Consider the following 21032-nt stretch of genomic DNA (forward strand, 5'->3'; position numbering starts at 1 on the left):
AGAAGTGAGTCAGAGCCAAACTTGCACGCTGAATAACAGACGCCGCAGTAACGTAAAGCGCGTCGTCCTCAAGACGAGAGTTCCGATAGCGGAACTGTTCGAGCCGAGAATCAGATCGTCCTCTCAATGAACTGACGCGGTTGTGTCTTCAGCCTCGGCCGGACGGTTGCTGGTCGTGATCTCGGGAGAAACGAAAGATTGGTTTTGACCACGCGCGCGCATGGTGTGCGCGACGCTCTCGCCGTTCTGAGGCGCGCGGTCAATTCACGTCGGAGTCCTCCCGCGTCCCTGAACGAACTGGGTTTGAGAGACCGCTTCGTGACCGATCTGCATTTCCTCGTGCTAGCCAGCTTCTTAAAATATAATTTAATAAACATTCCAACTTAACATGCCGCTACGAGGCTAAATTCGTGTAAGCTGCGTTTGCTAGCATCACAAACGGTTCACAAATGCAAGCATTGCAACTATGCTTGCATAACAAGCCGATATTACGAGCGCATGTTGTGTATATAAATCACACTATATATGGTTATGCAGATATCATGCCATTATATTGTATTTGCGCGGACAAAACACCATAGGATGGCGACGTCATGGTAAACATCATCCTCGCGCTTGCAATCGCTTTTTCGACGACGGGCGGACAATATGCTCGGGCCGCTTGCCATCCACATCAGCGCTCTCGGCATCAGAAATGGATCCGGTTGCTCCGTGACGACGAACGCTCCGCTCATGCCGCCCAGCCCTCCGAGGTCGTAAACGAGCATATCCCTGGCGCTGGCGAGATCTTGGACAATGGCGGGGGCCGCTCAGAAGGCCAAGGACTGTCTATTCCTTGAGGCTCGCCTTACTTTTCGGAACAGATTTGCGCCGACGGGTCCGCAATTTTTCGGTCGCGAAAAGAACGCGAGCCATTCTCCCGTTTCACCCGAAACGGGAGAATGCCGCGACGCGACGTCAGAGGTGATAATTCAGCCCGGCCCGAAGAACGTTCCCATTGATAGGAGCCTTCCAGGCGACGCTCGAGAGCCCCGCTTTATCGGCATAATACAGAGGGCCGATATTGGCGGTGTTCGCCGTTCCGAGATCGTAACGCAGATATTCCGTCTTGACGCTCCAAGAGGGGCTGAGCATCCATTCCAATCCGGCGCCGGCCGTCCATCCCAAACGCATGTCGACATAACCGACCAAGCCGTTGTTGCCGACGCCGAAGTTGAGAACCGGCGAACGAAGGGAACTAAAATAGCTCGGGTTGAGAACGGCTTCGCCGAACGCGAGGCCGCCCGTGCCATAGGCCAGAATGGTGGGCGTGACGAGATAGCCGAATCGGGCTCGGATCGTTCCGAGGTCATGCTGATTGCGTTGCGCCTGAAGGAAAGTCGCGTCGGCGCCCGATCCGCGCAACGAGTTGACGGTGCTGTTGCCGACCGTCAAGCCTTGCAGATCCACCTCGAACCCGACAAGCGTTTTGTCGCCCGGCTCGAGGTTATAACCGATCTGAACGCCGCCGATGAAGCCGTGACTGTCGAGATGGACATTGGGCGCCAGCGCGCCGGCCGCCGCCAGTGCGGCGAATCCGCCGGCGCCTCCATAAGTGAAGCTCGTCTCGGTGTCGCCGGCCCATGTGTAGCCGCCGTTCACACCGAGATAGAAGCCGCGCCAATCGGCGACAGGCGTGGCAGCGGCGGCGAGAGGACGCTTCAGCGCGCCGACCGGGGCGGCGGCGACAGTGGGTCCATGTTCACCGAGTTTCCAACGCATCGCCAGTGCGGCCTGCCAGGCGCGCGCCAGCTGAGGACCATTGAGATTCTGATAGATCGGGAGGCCGCCTTCGAGGCCGACGGAATAGCCCGGCGCCCCAAACAGCTTTCCATCGATATCGACCCCGCCGTAAATCTCGATCCTTTTGCCACCGTAATAATTCGGATTGGCGCTTTGGAGCTTTCCGCTCATCCAATAGTCTTTGCCGTCGATCGGGCTCTGAATGTTGAAATTCGCGCGCACGGTCGTCGTCAGGCCGGGGAGCCAGCTGTAGCCTCCCCAAATGTTCGCTTCCTGATAATGGCCCCACATATAGCCTTCATTATTGACCGCGAGGGGAAGGCGCGCGCGATATGAAGCGCCCCATGACCAGGGAGCGATCGCGCCGGCGTAGAGAACGCCCGGCAGAACATCGAATGTGCCGGTCCCCGATTGCATCCCATAGAACGCCCGACCGATGTTGTAGGTGCCGTCGGTCCTCGACACGACGCCGCCTTGGTTATAGGTGCTCGCGGTCGGGAACGACATTCCGAGATTGAGCTTGATCCGGTTGATCGGATCTTGATAGGCCCGCCAGACGACCGATGCGGTCATATCCTCGAGGCTATCCGTGCCGGGAAAGCTCATGCTGCGTGGCGTGACGCCGGACGCCCCGTCGAATGTCATCAGATGCGAGTGCTTCTCGACCATGCCGGCGGACAGCACGATCGAAAAATTCTTGGCGAAGCCATAGGCCAGGGTCACCGTCTGCGATTCGATGAACTGATATTGCGGGACGATGCGCAAGGTCGCGGCGAATGGATTCCAATACCAAGGAATCGTACCCGCGATATATTGCGAGGACACGCGTTTCGTGCCGATGAGCGAATTGGCGTTGGTGACGAACTTCGGAATGATCGAAAGCGTCACTCGACCGGGCTCCGGCAAATTGTCACCGAACACCCCGAGAGGCACAGGCGCCGAAGGCGCGTTTTCCGGTTCGGGCGCAGATCGAATTGCGGACTCTTGCCCGGCGTCGGCCGGTGTGGCTTGCGCGACCAACGCGCTCGCCGCGAGCGTGAGCAGCAGGGCGCTTTCATTTACGAGGTGGGAGCGGAATCTCGATCCATTTTTCATTTTCTCATCTCCGATCTAGCGGCGATGCGCCGATCGTTTGCCCGGCGATCCTCTGGGAGATTCCGACGAGCCTGCACGGCGCCATGCCGTAATATATTTCGTCACCATATCGACGAGAAGCCCGTTCTGCCGTTGAGAGCGCGACATCTGCGGATTTGTGACATGCAGTTGCAAATGTACAACAGGTATATATATTTCATCATTGCGCTTTTATTTTAGCCAATACGATATCTATATAAGCATTAATACGAACATTAGTGCGCACATACGCCATATCCCCAAATAGATACTATATATCTATTTGGGGATATGGCGTATGTGCGCGGTGGAAGCAACCGACCTACAGAGATTTGAACGTCATCCTACCTGCAGTCGCGTCTGCGATAACGATCCCTCGAAGATCGCTCGCTCGACGCTGACAATCGGGAAGCTACGTGTATCGCGGTCGACCTCTGCGCGAGCGCACCCACGATTTTCTAGCATAACCATGTATTGTAGCCTTGTGTCTAGTTATAACTGCGACAATTAGAGCGCAGCGTTACAGCATATAGCCCACGATTCCAGCCACAATAGATTCACAAGGCCATGAGCCGGCGCCACATTAAGTAGTGCATTACACAACGCGCTTCGCAAGCGTTATTAAAAAATAATTTAATATTTCTTCATTGGAGCGTCATTCGCTTGCCGTTAGTCCGGCGCCGGTTAAGTCGGGAGGTGCTCGGATGAAAAAAGTGATCAACACGGCAATGACAGTCGAATACTCGAGAAGCAGCAATGCTCGCCAGCGCCTCGCAAGAGATCCTCGCTCCGTCCTGCTGGCGGTATTGTTCACCTCGTGGAACTCTGTGGCTTCCGCCTCCGACACCGAAATGAGAGCGGAGATGGAAGCCTTGAAGGCGCAAGTCCGACGCCTTGAGCATCGCCTCGAATCGCAAACGAAAGATCGAAAAGGGACGAACCGCGAGGTGGAGCGCGTCACAAAGAGCGACGCGAGTTCTGCGAAATCGGATGCCTTATGGCCCGACGTGTTCCATTACAAGAATGTCACTCTCAAGCCCGGAGGCTTTTTCGAATTCGGCGCGGTGCATCGCGATCGATTTATGGGCGCAGACCTCGCGACGCCTTTCGGCAACATCCCTTACGCGAATAATCCGACCTCCCATGACGGCGAAACCAGATTCACGGCGCGCCGCAGCCGCTTCACTTTGCAAACCGACGCCAATCTCGACGACGAAACGCACGCGAGACTGTATTTCGCGGCCGACTTCCTCTCGGCGGCGCAAACTGCGAATCTCACGCAGAGCGACTCGTTCAATTTGCGCTTCCGTGAGCTCTACACGAGCCTGGACCGTTCCGATTACGGCCTCCACGTCTCCGCCGGTCAGATGTATTCTCTCGCATCGCTGAACTCCCGCGGCACAACTCCCGACGCATTTCTGGTTCCGCCGGTGATCGACGATCAGTATTTGCCCGGCTATACATGGTCCCGCCAGCCCGGCGTGCGCATCAGCAAAGATCTCCCATATGATCTGCAAATCGCCGTGGGCGCCGAGGCGGCTTACACGAACTTCGCGGCGCCGGGCATGAACTTTACCGGCACGGTGGCGCCCATTCCCGCAAATGGCGTGTCGCAAACGCTCCCGGGAACATATTATCCCGGCGCCTATTCCCAAAACCCGATCGGGGGGTCGCTCTATAACAGCCTCAATGCGGTCACCTTCAACCATGTTCCGGATCTGATGACGAAAGCGTCATGGGATCCGACGCTATTCGATCGTAAGATACACATCGAAGGCGGAGGCATGTTGCGAAACCTCAATGATCGCACCTTCGGCGGCAACCACGATGTTTGGGCGGGCAGCGGCTTCATCGGCGTGACGGTTCCGGTGATTCCGAAATTGGTCGATTTCCAATTGTCCGGCATCACGGGACGCGCCAACGGGCGTTACGGCTCGGCCTCGATCGCGGACGCCACTTTCGACTGGACGGGCGCGCCGCAACCCATTCACGAGCGTCAGCTGCTCGTCGGCGTGACGGTCCATCCGACTCCGAAAACAGATGTCTACGCCTTTGCGGGCGGTGAATTCGCCGGCGCCCAATATTCGACCGTCAGCCTGCCGAAAACGGCGTATCTCGCGGGCGGAGTCTATTCGTTCGGCTACGGAAATCCCGGCTTTGTGAACAGCGGCTGTAGCGTCGAGGGCTCTTACACCGGTGGTCCCTACGGGCTCATCGGCTCCTGCGTCGGACAGACCAAATCGCTACGCCAGCTGACAGGCGGCGTTTGGCATAATTTCTATGACGGCCCGGGCGGAAAAGTTCGCGTCGGCGCCCAATATTCCTACACGATCAAGGACTCGTTCATCGGCGTCGGAGGCGCGCCCAAGGCGACTGAGAATATGATCTTCCTGAGCCTCCGCTACATGCCGTTCAACTGAGAGCCCGCGTCCTCGCTCGCCCAGAGCCCCTGCCTCTCATGCAAAGCAATAAAAACGTCACGTTCACACATAGGCAAAGGGGCCTCGGTTTGAGCACGCGGCGCGATCGACGAACCAACGCCGCCCGGTCACGACCGGGCGGCTGAAACTCTCCTCCGCTTTCCCAAACGCTGATTGAAAGCCTGTTCCTCGCCGCCAGTCTTATCCGCGGCCATTTCATCGCCGGCACGCGCTGCTCAACGCCTAATTGGCGACCGCGCTGTCAATCGGGCGTCAAAATTCTTATGACCGTTTCAAGCGCTATCTGCGATCCACCCCGTCTCCTATGAGGCGAGGGCGAACATGTTCGGCGAGGCAGACACGTTACGCCCGCGTGATTTCGACGGTCCAACCGTTTCTCATTGGCAGGTTGGACGCCGCATTTACGGAAGCCTTCGTCGTAGGGGAGCCTCGGTCTGACACGCGGAGTTCGGTCGCGCCGCTCATAATTTCGGCGGAGGATTCCTTGAACGGCGCCGAAGCCCTGGCCGCTGCCTCGATGTCGTTGTGTGCGCGTTACGCGTCACTGGTCTTCGGTTCGACTTGTTGCGTGGATCGCCCATAATGAAAGCCGACGAGCTCGCGCGCGATGGCGGTGATCGCCTTCTTGCCGCACGCCAGCAGCATTCGGCGATATTGTGGGCACAAGCGGACCTGCGCTTTCCATGCGATTTCATGGATCGACATGAAAAGAAATGACGTCCGGCGTCATTGAAGCATGGGTGAGCTACATCGTCGTTCGTCTGCTCGACGATCCGAGCTTCAATGACCTTCTTGACCCGAATATTCTTCTTGATCCGCGCTCTTATTAAGCCTTTTCAAATTTCGTGGCATCCGCTTGCGGGTCGATTGCTCGACCTCCAGAACCCTTTCGAGCACGCTGATTGCTTGCTCGAACCAAAGCTGCGCTTCCGCAAGATGGCCTGTCGCGCAGAGCAGATCGCCGATATTGCTCAAGCACGTCGCCGTGTCCGGATGCGCGGACCCCATCGTCTTTTCGCAGGTCGCATAGACGCGCTCCAATATCAGCATAGCGTCCGTGTAAGCTCCCTTTTCGAACAGCGCCAATCCGAGCTTGTTCAAGGTCATCAACGTATGCAGATGCTCGGGACCGAGCAATGTCTCACGGATCGACAGCGCCTTTCGCAAAAACGGTTCGACCTCGCCGCCGCCACCATGCGTATGGAAGAGATCCGTGAACTGATCGAGGAACGCCGCTATGTCCTTTCGCGTCACATTTACAGCCTGCTCGCGGTATGCCAATGCGCGCTCGAGCAGCTTCGCCGCTTCTTTATGGTTCCCACATAAAACGTGAATAATGACACACCCGTCGAGGCAGGCGAGAACCTCGGGGTGCTGTTCGTCCAGCAGCTCGTTGAAAATCGCCAATGCGCGTTTGCTATAGATCTTCGCATCGACGCGCTCATTCAATGAGTGCAACACGATGGCCGCTTCAGCAAAGCGCTCGGCCACTTCGACTTTGTCCGTCCCTGCGTTCTCCTCGAAGACTACGAGCGCGCGTCGGAGGCTTTCTCTGCTTTCGTCCAAATCTCCTTGCTTGCCTTCGGTCAACGCCAGACGGAGCAGAATATCTACTTTATCGCGATGACCAGATTGCTTCGACGCCTCGCAGTCGCCGAGAGCGTCGAGGAGCAACACTTTCGAGCGCGCGTAGTCTTGCCGCTCGAAAGCGCGCGCCGCCTGATCCATGAGCTTCTTGGCGCCGATAAAAAGCCGTTCGACGCTGTTCGGATTTGGCGCGCTCATCGGCCCTTCCGCATCTATCTTCGAATGATCCGGCGTATAGGCGAATTTCGAGCGAATATCGGAACTCATGATGACCCCATCAGGCATTGTGAGCGTAGATCGTCCCTGACGGCAGAGGCCGCATCGCGCATTGGCGAGGGAAATAGCGATCTACCGCTATGCTCCGTCACCCGTTTCGACGGACCTAGACCTTCTGAGCCGGCCGACGTTTCCTTCCGAAAGCCGACGCCTACAAGAGGGGTCGCGTCGGACACGCTGTTCAGCACAAGCCGCAGCTCGACTGCTCGCGCACTCTGGCGTCACTCGCTCCCCCGACGCGCGCCGCCGCCAAAACAGGTCGTATTCGGCTCTGTCTAGGCATATGCTTTCCTAGCAAACCCCCTCGCTGCGGGTTATTAAAAAAAAATTTAGTCGGGCCGCTCTGCCGATCGCTCTCAATTCTCTGATCTCTAATTTCTTTTTTATATTTGATTGCTTGCAGCCTGGCTGCTTTGGGCCGACATTCACCCACGGGAAAAGAGCGCTTTTCCTTTTGCTGTCGGGTCTCGAACTGGCGTTGCGAATGAACCGCAAATCCTCACAGAGGCCTCACCTCAACGGGCCGTGTGGCTCCGCCATCATTACGATCCATCATCGGAGTTCCGCCCGGTATGCAAGCTGCTATGCTCGGTATCGTTCGCGTCGCCCTACAACGTCCATACACATTCGTCGTCGCCGCTCTTCTCATATTGATCTTCGGCGTGAAGGCATGGAGGTCCACGCCGACCGACATCTTTCCGAACATCGGCATTCCCGTGATCAGCGTGGTGTGGACCTATAATGGCCTGCCGCCTGAAGACATGTCCGGTCGTATCATATATTTCTACGAGCGCGCGCTGAGCGCTCAGGTCAACGACATTCAGCATATCGAGTCGCAGTCTCTAGCGGGATACGGCATCGTCAAAGTCTACTTCCAGCCCACCGCGAGAATCGACACGGCTCTGTCGCAGGTGACGGCGGCGTCGCAGACTGTCCTGAAGTTTCTTCCGGCCGGAATTACGCCCCCCTACGTGCTGACGTTCAACGCTTCTAGCGTTCCGGTCATCCAGCTCGCGCTATCGAGTCGAACTTTGTCCGAGACACAATTGTTCGATTATGCGCAAAACTTCATTCGGCCGCAGCTCGCGACCGTGGCCGGAGCCGCCGTTCCCTCTCCCTATGGCGGAAAGGTTCGCCAAGTTCTGGCGGATATCGATCCACGTAAGCTGCAATCCTACGGGCTGTCGGCGCAGGACGTCGTCGACGCGATAGCGCGCCAGAATCTGATATTGCCCGTCGGCACCCAAAAAATCGGAGTCTATGAATATGTCGTGTCGTTGAACGACGCTCCTCGGCAGATCGAGGAGCTCAACGATCTCCCTATCAAGGCGGCCGATGGCGCAATTGTCTTCGTAAGAGATGTCGCGTTTGTCCACGACGGAAGCCCTCCGCAGACGAACGTCGTTCGCGTCGATGGCGGAGCGGCGGTCCTCTTGGCCATCCAAAAGTCCGGCTCGGCTTCGACATTGGACGTCATCAATGGCGTGAATTCCTTGCTGCCGAAGATTCGCGAAGGGTTGCCGTCAGAAATCCAGCTCGTCGCCGTCGGCGACCAGTCTACATTCGTCAACTCCGCTGTCTCGAGCGTCATTACCGAAGGTCTGATGGCGGCCACGCTGACGGGGCTTATGATCTTGCTGTTTCTGGGTAGCTGGCGTTCGACCATCATCATCATCACTTCGATTCCGCTGGCGATCCTGTCCTCCATTGTCGCGCTTTCGCTCGTCGGCGAAACGATCAATGTCATGACGCTCGGTGGATTGGCGCTGGCGGTCGGAATTCTCGTCGATGATGCGACTGTCACCATCGAAAACATCAATGCGCATCTCGAGCAAGGCAAAGCGATCGAGGATGCGATCATGGACGGAGCTCGCCAGATCATTATCCCGGCGACCGTCTCTCTGCTATGCATCTGCATTGTGTTTCTTCCTATGTTCGGCCTCGGCGGCGTCGCCGGCTACCTCTTCAGGCCGATGGCGGAAGCGGTCCTCTTTGCGCTGCTCGCTTCTTACGTCCTTTCGCGGACGCTCGTCTCGACTCTCGCGCACTACCTGCTCTCAACCCCGGTCAACCATCACGAACGAGCCTCGCGATCGGCCAATCCGCTCGCGCGTGTCCAGCAAGCTTTCGAGCGCCGCTTCGAAGCGGTTCGGGCGCAATACAAGCGATTTCTCGATTCAGCTCTGTTGCGGCCACGCGCCTTCGTCACCGCCTTCATGGCGGTGGTCCTTTCCTCTTTCGTTCTGACGCCAGTCCTCGGACGTAATTTTTTTCCCACCGTTCAGGCCGGGCAGCTGAAGCTGCATCTTCGGGCGCCGACCGGCGCTCGGATAGAAGAGACGACGAAAATCTGCGACCGAGTCGAGGGGGCGATCCGCCAATTCATTCCACCTTCCGCGCTCGAGTCGATTGTCGACAACGTCGGACTGCCGATCAGCGGCATCAATCTCGCGTACGGCAACTCCGGAACGATCGGCGCTGCAGACACGGACGTCATGATCACGCTCCGCGAGGGCCAAGAGCAGGAAACAGAACATTACGCCGAGCTCCTCCGAGAACGGCTTCCGAGACTTTTCCCGGGGGTTTCTTTCGCTTTTCTCCCGGCAGACATCGTGACGCAGATTCTCAACTTCGGATTGCCGGCGCCCATCGATGTGCAGATCAGCGGGACCAATGTCGACGCCAACCGCGCCTACGCCGAACAGCTGTTTCGCAGGATCGCCAAAATTCCTGGCATCGCGGACGCGCGCATTCAGCAAGCCTTCAACACGCCCACTCTCAACGTCGATGTCGACCGGCCAGCCGCCTTCGACGTCGGACTGACGGAACGTGATATCGCGGTGACTCTGCAGGTGAACTTGGCGGGAAGCGTGCAAACGGCGCCGACGTTTTGGCTCAATCCGAAGAATGGCGTTTCTTATCCTATCGTCGCGCAGACGCCACAGATGTGGCTGAATAGCATGGATGCGCTGCGGACGACGCCGATGTCGTCCTCCAAAGGCCCGCAAATCTTGCAAGGCGTGGCCGACATCTCCCGCGGGCAGAGCGCGGCGGTCGTCTCGCACTATAATGTTCAGCAAGCGATCGACATCTACGCTAGTGTTCACCGACGCGATTTGGGAGCGGTCGCGGACGACGTCCAGAAAATTCTCGACGAGATGGCGGCGCAACGTCCCGCGGGCTCGACTGTCGCGTTGCGCGGACAGGTCTCGACCATGACGGCGACCTATGCGCAGCTCTATAGCGGGCTCGCTCTCGCTATCGTGCTCATCTACCTTCTGATCGTCGTAAATTTTCAGTCTTGGCTCGACGCCTTCGTCATAGTGTGCGCACTTCCCACAGCATTGGCGGGGATCGTCTGGGTCCTGTTCCTGAGCTTTACGACGTTGTCTGTTCCGGCCTTGACCGGGGCGATCATGTGCATGGGCGTCGCCACGGCGAACAGCATTCTGGTGGTGAGCTTCGCCCGCGGCCGCTTGGCGGAAGGGGCCGAAGCGTTGACGGCAGCGGTGGACGCCGGATTTTCCCGCTTCAGACCGGTCTTGATGACGTCGCTCGCGATGATGATTGGCATGGCGCCCATGGCGCTCAGCGCCGAGCAAAATGCGCCTCTCGGACGCGCGGTGATCGGAGGACTCATGTGGTCGACGGTCGCGACGCTTGTCCTCGTTCCTGTCGTTTTTTCGCTTATCCACTCTGAAACACGCGGCTCGAGGACATCGGATGAGTAATGAACCCATATGGATATCGGATCGGCCTACACATGTCTCGGCAACCGCGCCGATGACCATGGGACGACGCATGCTGTGGCCGATCCTCGGCGCGCTGATGGCGGTGGCGTTGGGCGCATGCGGCATAGCTCTGCGCTGGCGCGAAGAAGCGCGACTGGCGGATTGGACGCAGAGGCAGGCTGCGCCTTCGGTGCAACTGGCTACGATCAAGGCGGCGAGTGGCGGGCAAGCGTTGATCCTGCCCGGAGAAGTCAAGGCGTTCAACGAGGCGCAAATTCGCGCGCGGGTGAGCGGCTATTTGAAAAGCTGGAACTACGACATCGGCGCTCGCGTGAAGGCGGACGCGGTCCTCGCGACGATCGACGCTCCGGAGCTGGATCAGCAATATGAGCAGGCGAAAAGCGAGTTGGAAAAGACGGAGGCGCAAGCGCGGCTTGCCAAATTGACATCGAAGCGATGGGCCGCGCTACGCGCTTCCGCCGCGGTGTCGCAACAGAGCGTTGACGAAAAGGGAGGGGAAGTCGACACGAGATTGGCCGATGTCGCTTCCGCTCGCGCGAATATGGATCGGCTGAAGGCGCTGAAAGGCTTCACCTCGATCACAGCCCCATTCTCCGGCATTGTGACGGCGCGAAAAATCGACGTGGGCGTATTGGTCGGCCCGGGAAACCCGATCGAGCTCTTCGACATCGCCGACATTCATCAGATGCGCGTCTATGTGCGCGTTCCGCAATCTTTCGCGAACCGTATCAAGCAAGGGATGACGGCGACCTTGACGCTTTCACAATATCCCGACCGGAAGTTCGACGCTTCCGTGGTCGCCACCTCCGACGCAATCGCCGGAAGCTCGCGGACGCTGCTCGTTCAGCTGCTCGTGGACAATAGCAATGGCGCGCTATTGCCCGGCTCGTTTACCGAGGTTCATTTTCAGATTCCTGAAGACCCCAACGTCATCCGAATTCCCGCGACCGCTCTGCTGTTCCGGCGCAACGAGCTGCGGGTAGCCACGATCGGGACGGGCAACAAAGTTTCGTTCAAGAAACTTTTTGTGGATCGAGATCTGGGGACCGAGGTTCTGGTGACGTCCGGCGTCAAGGCGACGGATAAGATCATCGACTATCCGTCCGAATTGCTGAGAGACGGCGATGTCGTCGAGATTTCGCAGCCGACGGTCGACGGCCAGGAAGCGTCGTCTGTCCGCGGAGAGCGGAGAAAATGAATGTTCGTTCTGGGCTGCTGCCGATGCTGTCCTTTCTGACCGTTGCCCTTTCTGGCTGCAGCTTCGCACCGGACTATTCCCCTCCTGACGTGGAAACGCCGGCAAAATTCAAGGAGAACAAATCGTGGGCCGAAGCACGCCCGCGCGACGACCAGTCGAGAGGACCCTGGTGGCGCGTCCTGAACGACAGAACGCTGAACGAGATCGAAGCGCAAATCGACACCGGCAGTCAGAGCTTGGCGGCGTCTGTCGCCTTACTGGATCAGTCACGCGCCTTTGCGGCAAAAGCCGAAGCCGGGCTTATGCCGACGATCGATTTCAGCAACAGCTATTCGTCGAACAAGCAATCTGCGCATCGACCGCTTCGAAACTCCAATCGCGTGGCGTCGCCGCAAGGACTCGAGCAGGCGCTGATCGATGGCCGGCCATTCGATCAGCCATCCCATTACGGAAACAATTTGCTGAGCCTGCAATCGAGCTACGAGGTCGACCTTTGGGGAAGGGTCAGAAATTCGATCGCATCGCGAGAAGCGCAAGTGCAAGCGAGCGCGGCCGATCTCGAAACGATCCGTCTCAGCCTTCAGGCGGAAGTAGCGCGCGACTACGTGGCGCTGCGAACCGTCGACAGCGAGATCGCCCTATATGATCACGTCGTCGCAAGCTATGCGTTGGCGCTCGATCTCACGAAGACGCTTGTAAAAGGCAATGTCGGCGCCCCTTCCGATGAGCCACGGGCGATGGCGCAGCTCGAGGTCGCGCGCGCTCGTCGAGCCGAGCTCGAAGCGAAGCGGGCAATGTATGAACACGCGATTGCGACACTCGTCGGCAGAGCCGCATCTTCGTTCTCGATTCGACCTTCGTCTCGATCCAATGCTCAGCCGACGATTCCCTCGGCCGTTCCGCTCACCTTGCTCGAGCGCAGGCCCGACGTCGCCGCCGCCGAACGACGAGTGGCGGCGGCGAATGCGACGATCGGTGTGGCGAGGGCCGCGTTTTTCCCGCGGCTGACGATCAATCTTTCGGGCGGAACGCAGGACACCGGCCTCAGTCTGCTCAATTTCAAAAACAGCGTTTGGTCGGTTGGCCCGGCGATCACCCTGCCGATTTTCGACGGCGACGCACGCGTCGCCGAGTTGGACGCTTCGAAGGCCAGTCATGCTCACGCCGTCGCCGAGTACCGGGAGACCGTGCTGCGAGCCTTCCAAGAGGTCGAGGACAGTCTCTCGAATTTGCGCTGGCTCGCCAAGCAAGAGAAAAGCATCGGCGCGGCCGTGGCGTCGACGCAAAAAGTTCTCGACATCTCGCTCGTCCTCTATCGAGACGGCGCCACCAATTATCTCGATGTGATCACAGCGCAGACAGCGGCACTGGATGCGCGAGAGGCTTTGCTGAGCCTCAAAGGGAAGAGGCTCCAGGCGGCGATTGCGCTGATGCTCTCGCTCGGTGGCGGCTGGTCGTCCGCCGACCTTCGGCATTTCGACAATCCGCTGACTGCCGCTCTGTCCAGCAATGGGAAAACGGGAGGCGAGCCATGACGGCTCGGTTACGCTCGCAGCCGCGCTGCGACAGCTGCGCTTTTTGGAGGCGTATGGAGAGAGACGGTGGCAGCTGCCACCGACGCGCTCCGAGCACGAGCAGTAGCTGCGACGAAGTCGCGCATTGGCCGCGCACCCACGCAGACGATGCATGTGGCGAATGGAGCCCAGATCGTCCAATCGCGACCTTATCCTGTGGAGATTGTGTCCACTGGCGACATCCGAAGCAAGGAATAAACCCACTCGATCGCAAAGATCAGCTGCAGGACTGGTGGGCGCACGCCGGGCACTGCATTCGCACTGCGCCGTCGCCGGACGCCCAGCCGGGCAACAGGGCCTTCTGGCGCGCAACTCATGAAAGTGACGGCTGCTACGACGGCGAGGCCCGCTGATCTGCGGGTTCGGCGCAATTTGGCGTGCGCTAGATATTCGGCATTCATATGTAAACGCAACACAGGCCTACGTATGAAAACGCATAGAGTTACATATGACATGCCATGGAGCGCCAGAATGACGCGATACGATCATCTATGTAAATATTGGTTACGGCCATGTCTAAGCAATATCCTGGCTTTGACCATGCCATTCGCCGCGCAATGCGCGGCGACGGGGCGCACATGTGATTAGATATTTTGTTTGTGTAGCGGTATGTCGCATGTTACGTAGCTTATTCTTTGGCATCGAAAGAGCGATGTCGCCAGTGCAATGCCGAGCCGTCTTCCCCCGACAGCGTCCGGGACAGCGCCAATGCGACGTCTGGGAAGCGGCTCCGCGAGCGCCAGTGATCGTGGAAGGGGACGAAAAGCGTTGAGCGTCGATAAAGCTTCGCAGCCAGGCTTCTCGCCGCGCGCCAAAGTGCTGCTCGTCGAAGACGACGAGGAGCTCGCGGGCGCTATTATCGACGCGCTGGCAAAGCGACAATATGAGGTCCTGCATATCTGCAACGGAAGCGAAGGCCTCTCCAAGGTCGGCGAGGGAGGCTTCGACATCCTCGTCATCGATCGCATCTTGCCCGAAGTCTATGGAATCAACATCGTTCAGGAGCTACGCCGACAAAATTTCAACGTTCCGGTTCTCATTATCAGCGCGCTAGACGCCGTCGACGAGCGAGTTCTCGGTCTCGAGGCTGGCGCAGACGACTATTTGATCAAGCCATTCAGTCTCGAGGAGCTGGGAGCGAGGGTCGATGCGCTGCTGCGAAGACCGTTGCAGAGCAGCGCCACCAAGCTTCAAGTCGGCCCGCTGACGCTCGATTTGCTGCGACGCACGGCGTTTCGCGGCGACGAAAAGATAGAGCTGTCGGCACGCGAGTTCCAACTGCTCGAATATTTCATGTCGAACGCCGGCCGGCTGGTGACGCGGCAAATGCTGCTCAAGGATGTATGGAAATTCCACTTTGTGCCGCAAACCAACGTCGTCGACCAGCATATCAGCAAGCTGAGGCACAAAATCGAAGGGGGAAGCACCAGCCGATTTTTCCTCAATGTCAGAGGTCAGGGACATATATTTGACCACCACGGCTAAAATATCCTGGCCATCGTTCCGCCGAGCGATCATGGCCGTGATCGCTTACGTCATGGGTACATTCGTGCTATTTGGCTTTCTGTATTGGAACTTATCGACCTGGGAAGTTGGACGATTTCGCTCCCTTTTGGAGCTTCAGGCATTGGGAATTTCCGCGTATCTCGAAGGACAGAAGAACCTGAGCCTAGAGGACAAGGCCTATAATCAGGCCTATCGATTGTCTGTATCTGGCCTGTTCGAACGCGATGGGTCTTACGCGCAAGGGAATCTGCACGAGATTCCATCGAGCCTGCTTTTAGATGGCAAGGCGCATCTCATACTCGACCCGAATGTGCGCTCTAAACGCGGTTTTGCGACACAGACCCTCTTCGTTGGAACGCGGCTTCCCGATCAGCGGATTCTCGTGATCGGCCGAGAAACGCCCGAGGTCGCCGTTCTCGAAGAGGCCGTGAAGCGCGTCTTTATGGAGGGCGTTTTTCCGTTCTCGCTCGTCGCTTTGATGATCGGCGCCTTCAGCAGCCGTAAGATGAGTGGGCGGCTCAGAGCAGCCCAGCAGCAATTGGACGAGATCAAAAGAGGCGCCTTGCACGAGCGCTTGACGATCAGCAATTCGAACGACGAATTGGACAGCTTGGCGCGTTCTGTGAACGAGATGCTCGCTCAGCTCGAGGCGGCGATGCACGAGCTGGAACACGTCGGCAATAATATCGCCCATGACTTGAGAACACCGCTTGGCCGCGTACGAGCCCACCTCGAGCAAGTGCAGTCCGATTTTGTCTTGCCTCTCGAAGCGCAAGGCCGGATCGAGCAAGCGCTGAACAACCTGGATCAGAGCTTGAATGCGACTACGGCGTTGCTTCGTGTGGCTCATTTCGAAGCTGGATCGACCGATACGCACTTCAGCGAATTCGACGTTTCCGAAATGTTGCAAGAGCTGGTCGAGCTCTACCAGCCTGCGGCCGAATGCAAGGCGATAGAGCTCGTCGTTCGGAATGAGACGGAAGAATTTGCTCGCGGCGATCGGGACTTGTTGCTGGAGGCGTTCGCGAATTTGATCGACAATGCCGTCAAATTCACTCCAGAGCGAGGGATGGTCGAAATCCGCGTGATGAGCACGTTACAGGGGCCGATCGTCGAAATTCATGACTCCGGCCCCGGTATACCGGCCAATCAACGAAACCAAGTCTTCAAGAGATTTTACAGATCTCGGGAGACGAGACACGCCGCAGGCAGCGGACTCGGCTTGACTCTGGTTGCCGCAATTATTCGGCTCCATGGGTTCGAGGTCGAAATCAAAGACGCCGACCGGGGCTGCGCTTTCCTGGTCCAACTGTTCCGAAGAACACGATAGCGCAACGATCAGCGCGACAGAGTAGGTCTCGTCGACACGCGACGATCCTCCGCTTGGCGCGCGACGCAGTTCCATCGCTTTTCGCACTCGGGAACATAGCGTCGGACTCGGCGCATGACGGCCGCAAAGACTCGGCCATGTCCCGATGCGCGGACATGCGACATTCACGATTGCCGGCACGGCTTCGCGACAGCCGGTCGATGAGCATCGATTTGTTCGGCTTCTCATGGCTGCGTTGGGCTTCGAGCCTCGTCGCCTGAGCCCACAGCCGACTTTTCCAGAGGCAGCGTGAAGCTGAAGATCGCTCCACCTTCCGGATTGGCTTCGGCCCAAATCTTTCCGTAATGCGCTTCGACGATGTTGCGTGAAATCGACAATCCCACGCCTATCCCGCGCGCCTTCGTCGTGACGAAAGGTTCGAACAGCTTCGCCTTGATCTCGTCCGGCACGCCGGGACCGGTGTCGGCGACATCGATGCGGATCATTTCTCCCGCGACCGAGGACGTCGAAATCGTCAACTCGCGCTTATCCGACGCGCTCATCGCATCGATCGCGTTCCGCATCAGATTGATCAGGACCTGCTTGATCTGCACCTTGTCCACGAGCGCGCGATCGTCCTTCGCATTCAAACGAATTGTTCCACGGACTCCGGACTGTTTCGCAGTCGGGAGGGTGAGCTCATAGGCCTCCTCGATCAGCTTATGCACGCTCGAGAAGGTTTTCTTCGGCTCGTCGCGGGAGACGAATTCTCGCAAGTGATCGACCACCTGCGCGGCCCACATCACCTGCTCGACAGCGCTTCCCAAAATGCTTTCGATGCTCGCCGGGCGCCGCTCCGACGGTATTTTCAACGAGCGCTGCGCCGCATGGAGATAGGTCGCGGCCGCCGAGAGCGGCTGATTGATCTCATGGGCGAGGCCCGTGCCCATTTCCTTCATGGAGATCAATCGGTCTGCTTGCAGTTTTTGCACCTTCTCTTCGGAGCGCGTCGTGGTGGTCACATCGATGAAGGTCGCCACGACTCCGTCGATTTGTTGAGAGCCTCCACGATAAGTGGTGAGGCGGGCGAGATAATAGGGCGCATCGACGTCGTTCTTGTGCACGCGCCGCTCGATCGAGGTCCCGCTTTCCAGCACCTCGAGAAGGTCGGCGGTCAATTCGGGGTAGTCGAGCTTCGCCGCGAGGTCGGTGAGCGGTCGCCCGGCGTCCGAAGGGATGATGTTGAAGATTTGAGACGCCGCAGGCGTGAAGGTCCGGATGACGAGATTACGATCCATGAAGATCGTCGCGATGCGAGTGCTCGCGAACACGTTCCTCAGATCGCTGTTGGCTCGGTCCAGATCGTCGATCTTGCTTTCCAGCTCATGGTTGACGGTCCTCATCTCCTCGTTGAGCGATTGCAGCTCTTCCTTCGAGGATTCGAGCTCCTCATTGGTAGACTGCGTCTCCTCATTCATCGAGATCAGCTCTTCATTCGCTGATTTCAATTCCTCGAGAGCCGTCTCATATTCCTCGATCGTCGCCTGAAGTCGTTCGCGGGTCTCGAACAGCTCGCCTTCGAGCCGCATCGCGTCGCCTGCCGGCTCGATCGGAGAGGTCGACATCATGTCCGCTGTCGATGGTTCTCTCGCTTGGAACAAAATCAAGAAAAGCGCCTTGCCGCCCTCCCGGTCCAGCAGGGGCTCGGCAGTCAGCGAGACGAGTTCCGTGTGGTCGTTATCGGCTTCTACTTTTACGTTTTGACGCGTCGCTGTCCGGCGTGTCTCGATCGCCTCGCGCAGCACGCTGCGCAAATCGAGGCGCAGACCTTTGCGCGCCATCGCGAAGATCTGACGATCGGGCGCTCCGGGCGCCGCTTCGAGATATTTGCCCGTTCGGGCGGAAAAATGAACGATGTCGCCGTCCTCGGTCACGACGACATGCGGAGGCGCGAATCCTTCGGCGACGCGCGCCTCCACGCTGCGCCGCAATTGTGATGCGGATCCGGCGCTGGTCTTGCCGGACGCAGGAGCCGGGTAGGAGATAGCGCGCAAGCCAGCCGTGAAATGCGGCATGCGCACGCGCCGGCCGGGATCGCGCGCCTCGAACAGGCAATGTTTCTTGTCGATCGGTGCAAAGAGGTCGGAGAATTGGCCGACGCTCTCGGACATACCGAGAAAAAGAATCCCGCTGGCTCGGAGGGAATAGTGAAAGATGGGAATCACTTCCCTCTGCACATCCGCGCCGAGATAGATGAGCAGATTGCGACAGGACACCAAGTCCATGTGCGAGAAAGGCGGATCGCGCAGAATGCTGTGCGGAGAGAAAACGCAGAGGTCGCGAACCGCCTTGACGACGACATAGCTGCCGGACTCGGCGGTAAAAAAGCGTTTGCGTCTCTGGTCCGAGACCCCGTCCATCAGCGCAAGGGGATAGCGGGCGGCGCGCGCGATCGTCAGAGCCGCGTCATCGATATCGGTCGCGAAAATGGTCACGCGCGGGGCGACTCTCAATCCGTCCATATGCTCGCGAAGAGTGATCGCGATCGAATAGACTTCTTCGCCGGTGGAACAACCCGGAACCCAGACCCGCACCGTGTCGGCCGCTCCTTTTCCCTCGAACAGCCGCGGAACGGCGCTTTCTCGGAGCGCGTCGAATGCGTCCGAATCGCGAAAAAAGCTCGTGACGTTGATCAGGAGGTCGCGAAAGAGCGCCGTCGCCTCTTCGGGAGCCTCGCGCAGGCGCTCCACATAGTCGGCGATCTGTTCGCATTGCTGGATATGCATGCGGCGACGGACCCGGCGCATGAATGTCTTGGTCTTGTAGCCGCTGAAGTCGTGCCCCGCAGAATCACGCAGGATCGAATAGATGGCTTGGCGCGCCTCGAGAACGACGCCGCTGTCGTCGTTCATTCGCCGATCCGAGGCGAGATCGTCCGGCTCCTCGAGATCGCGTATGATCTCGACGAGCTTTTCCGCCATCGCATCGACCGGAATCGCAAAATCGACCAGTCCGCTGGCGATGGCGCTGCCTGGCATTCCAGCAAATCCCGGACCCGACCCATCGCTCGCCTGCGCCATGGTGACGCCGCCGTGCTCCTTGATCGCCTTGATACCGAGAACGCCGTCGCTGCCGCTCCCCGACAGGACGACCCCGATGGCGGTTTCGCCGCGGTCGCGAGCGAGCGCGCTGAAGAATACGTCGATAGGCGATCGCTCGTGATGGGCTGGGTCGGTCGCTATCAGCCGAAGCCGCCCGGAGGCGATCGTCAGGACCGTCGCCGGCGGAATAACATATATCTTATCCTTCTCGAGGCGCTGACCGTCGCGAGCGACCTCGACGCTCATTTTGGCATGGTGCCCCAAAATATCCGTGAGCAGGCTCTTCCGATCCGGAGCCAAATGCATGATGACGACGAAGCTCATGCCTGGATTGGCGGGCATGGCGCGGAACAGACTCTCCAGCGCTTGGATGCCGCCCGCGGAAGCGCCGACGCCTACGACTGGAAACGATATGTCCGGGTTCATCGGCAGCGCCTTTCGCCTCGGCTCTATATGCGCTTCGAGGCGTTCGATGTCACGCTGATCAGTGACGTAGCAATGCCGAGCAGCCTATTTCCCGGGCGAATATATCATATTTCACGAGGAGGAGCGGCTGACGGCGTTCCTTCGTCAGCGGCAGCGGCGGCATGAGACGCGCCCGCAGGGTAAACAAGAACGCCGCCGACCTCAGCCGCTCCGCTCGAGCGAAGCCCTCGATGAATATCGTCGACGGCGTCGAAAGAACCAAGAAACGTCACCGCTCACGTTGACCGGATGACGCCGATCCAGTCTCACCGCCCTACGTACTGCAGGCGGGTCTTGCCGGCAGGCTGTCGAAAAGGTCCATCGGAAATACGATCGAGCTTTAGCGATAGCGAGATGAAATATACGCGTCGTCGATGCAATCATGCGGAGAGAGATTGGACCGCGAAGCGGTTATGAGGGAGATGATATGGGCGAGTTCAAGATCAAGGTAGCGCGCATCGAGGCGGCGGCGCCGAATGAGAAAGGAGACCGTGTTCAGATAACATTCGAGGTCGAGCGCGAGCCTTTGGTTTTCCAAATCCCGATTCTTCTCGAGATGAAAGAATTTGACGATACTGAAATGGTTCAGGTCGCGAAGAATGAGCTACATCGAACATTCGACGAATTGACCAATCAGACCGAGAAGTGGACACTGAGTGTGGAGGACGTGCAGCAGCTTTCTAATATCAGCTTGCGTCCAAAGACATGATGCCTTGGTGGGACACACGAGCGCCTAGCGTGGGCTCCGATCGAGGCGGATCAAATTCGTAAGCGGCGAAAGAGTTTGCGCATTATGAAGGTTTGAAGATGTCGGCGCAGGTTTCGAGGGCCGCATCAGAACGGCGACGGTTCGCTCGGCGCTCTTGCGCCAATACGCCTTCAGCTTGGAAAGCCTGCGATTACGGGTTCTTCACGCGAGTCGACGCCT

10 protein-coding genes and 3 pseudogenes are annotated in these 21032 nt (G+C 58.4%); 7 read left to right on the plus strand and 6 right to left on the minus strand.

The window, feature by feature from the left end; genetic code table 11:
- Nucleotides 1-36 precede the first annotated feature (36 nt).
- Together A1351_RS26090 and A1351_RS03810 are read right to left on the minus strand one after the other, a co-directional pair.
- Nucleotides 37-333: pseudogene (locus A1351_RS26090) on the minus strand (IS30 family transposase); the annotation flags it as partial.
- A gap of 624 nt (nucleotides 334-957) precedes the next feature.
- Nucleotides 958-2670, minus strand: coding sequence for an outer membrane protein (locus A1351_RS03810; RefSeq protein WP_198022813.1), 1713 nt, complete (start codon nucleotides 2668-2670; stop codon nucleotides 958-960).
- A gap of 1307 nt (nucleotides 2671-3977) precedes the next feature.
- Here A1351_RS03810 and A1351_RS03815 point away from each other — a divergent pair.
- The gene (locus A1351_RS03815; protein ID WP_134188215.1) at nucleotides 3978-5315 is read left to right on the plus strand and encodes a hypothetical protein; all 1338 of its coding nucleotides are present in this window, start codon (nucleotides 3978-3980) and stop codon (nucleotides 5313-5315) included.
- Between the two features lie 555 nt (nucleotides 5316-5870).
- On the opposite strand, the pseudogene A1351_RS25730 reads toward A1351_RS03815, so the two are convergent.
- Both A1351_RS25730 and A1351_RS03820 read right to left on the minus strand, forming a co-directional pair.
- A pseudogene (locus A1351_RS25730) lies at nucleotides 5871-6035 on the minus strand (IS110 family transposase); the annotation flags it as partial.
- 81 nt (nucleotides 6036-6116) lie between these two features.
- Nucleotides 6117-7190: a tetratricopeptide repeat protein gene (locus tag A1351_RS03820; protein WP_024881729.1), complete on the minus strand. Its 1074-nt coding sequence runs from the start codon at nucleotides 7188-7190 to the stop codon at nucleotides 6117-6119.
- A 593-nt stretch (nucleotides 7191-7783) separates the two neighbouring features.
- On the opposite strand from A1351_RS03820, the gene A1351_RS03825 reads away from it, so the two are divergent.
- From A1351_RS03825 to A1351_RS24365, 5 genes are all read left to right on the plus strand, one after another.
- On the plus strand, nucleotides 7784-10930 hold the full coding sequence (locus tag A1351_RS03825) for an efflux RND transporter permease subunit (protein ID WP_024881730.1): 3147 nt from the start codon (nucleotides 7784-7786) through the stop codon (nucleotides 10928-10930).
- 52 nt (nucleotides 10931-10982) lie between these two features.
- Nucleotides 10983-12149, plus strand: coding sequence for an efflux RND transporter periplasmic adaptor subunit (locus A1351_RS03830; protein ID WP_026598249.1), 1167 nt, complete (start codon nucleotides 10983-10985; stop codon nucleotides 12147-12149).
- 23 nt (nucleotides 12150-12172) lie between these two features.
- Entirely contained in the window at nucleotides 12173-13684 is a 1512-nt protein-coding gene (locus tag A1351_RS03835; protein ID WP_064032288.1) for an efflux transporter outer membrane subunit, read from the plus strand.
- An 807-nt stretch (nucleotides 13685-14491) separates the two neighbouring features.
- Nucleotides 14492-15208 carry a response regulator transcription factor gene (locus tag A1351_RS03840; RefSeq protein ID WP_024881733.1) on the plus strand — a complete coding sequence of 239 codons (717 nt, stop codon included), beginning with the start codon at nucleotides 14492-14494 and terminating at the stop codon, nucleotides 15206-15208.
- 31 nt (nucleotides 15209-15239) lie between these two features.
- Nucleotides 15240-16559: a HAMP domain-containing sensor histidine kinase gene (locus A1351_RS24365; RefSeq protein ID WP_064032268.1), complete on the plus strand. Its 1320-nt coding sequence runs from the start codon at nucleotides 15240-15242 to the stop codon at nucleotides 16557-16559.
- A gap of 224 nt (nucleotides 16560-16783) precedes the next feature.
- Here the strand turns inward: A1351_RS24365 and A1351_RS03850 are convergent, their stop codons facing one another.
- Nucleotides 16784-19450, minus strand: coding sequence for a CheR family methyltransferase (locus A1351_RS03850; RefSeq protein WP_245291567.1), 2667 nt, complete (start codon nucleotides 19448-19450; stop codon nucleotides 16784-16786).
- Nucleotides 19451-19564: 114 nt separating this feature from the next.
- Nucleotides 19565-20065: pseudogene (locus tag A1351_RS26095) on the minus strand (chemotaxis protein CheB); the annotation flags it as partial.
- A gap of 466 nt (nucleotides 20066-20531) precedes the next feature.
- Here A1351_RS26095 and A1351_RS03860 point away from each other — a divergent pair.
- A complete protein-coding gene (locus A1351_RS03860) occupies nucleotides 20532-20813 on the plus strand; it encodes a hypothetical protein (RefSeq protein WP_024881737.1) in 282 nt (93 codons plus the stop codon).
- The last annotated feature ends 219 nt before the right edge of the window (nucleotides 20814-21032 follow it).

Origin of the sequence: Methylosinus sp. R-45379 (genome assembly GCF_001644125.1) — a bacterium.
In the GTDB taxonomy this organism is placed as follows: Bacteria; Pseudomonadota; Alphaproteobacteria; order Rhizobiales; family Beijerinckiaceae; genus Methylosinus.

Excerpts from the sequence above, each read along its gene's own strand:
- A1351_RS03815 (WP_134188215.1), top strand. The coding sequence starts at position 3,978 with ATGGGCGCAGACCTCGCGACGCCTTTCGGCAACATCCCTTACGCGAAT.
- A1351_RS03820 (WP_024881729.1), bottom strand. The coding sequence starts at position 7,190 with ATGAGTTCCGATATTCGCTCGAAATTCGCCTATACGCCGGATCATTCG.
- A1351_RS03825 (WP_024881730.1), top strand. The coding sequence starts at position 7,784 with ATGCTCGGTATCGTTCGCGTCGCCCTACAACGTCCATACACATTCGTC.
- A1351_RS03830 (WP_026598249.1), top strand. The coding sequence starts at position 10,983 with ATGACCATGGGACGACGCATGCTGTGGCCGATCCTCGGCGCGCTGATG.
- A1351_RS03835 (WP_064032288.1), top strand. The coding sequence starts at position 12,173 with ATGCTGTCCTTTCTGACCGTTGCCCTTTCTGGCTGCAGCTTCGCACCG.
- A1351_RS24365 (WP_064032268.1), top strand. The coding sequence starts at position 15,240 with ATGGCCGTGATCGCTTACGTCATGGGTACATTCGTGCTATTTGGCTTT.
- A1351_RS03850 (WP_245291567.1), bottom strand. The coding sequence starts at position 19,450 with ATGAACGACGACAGCGGCGTCGTTCTCGAGGCGCGCCAAGCCATCTAT.
- A1351_RS03860 (WP_024881737.1), top strand. The coding sequence starts at position 20,532 with ATGGGCGAGTTCAAGATCAAGGTAGCGCGCATCGAGGCGGCGGCGCCG.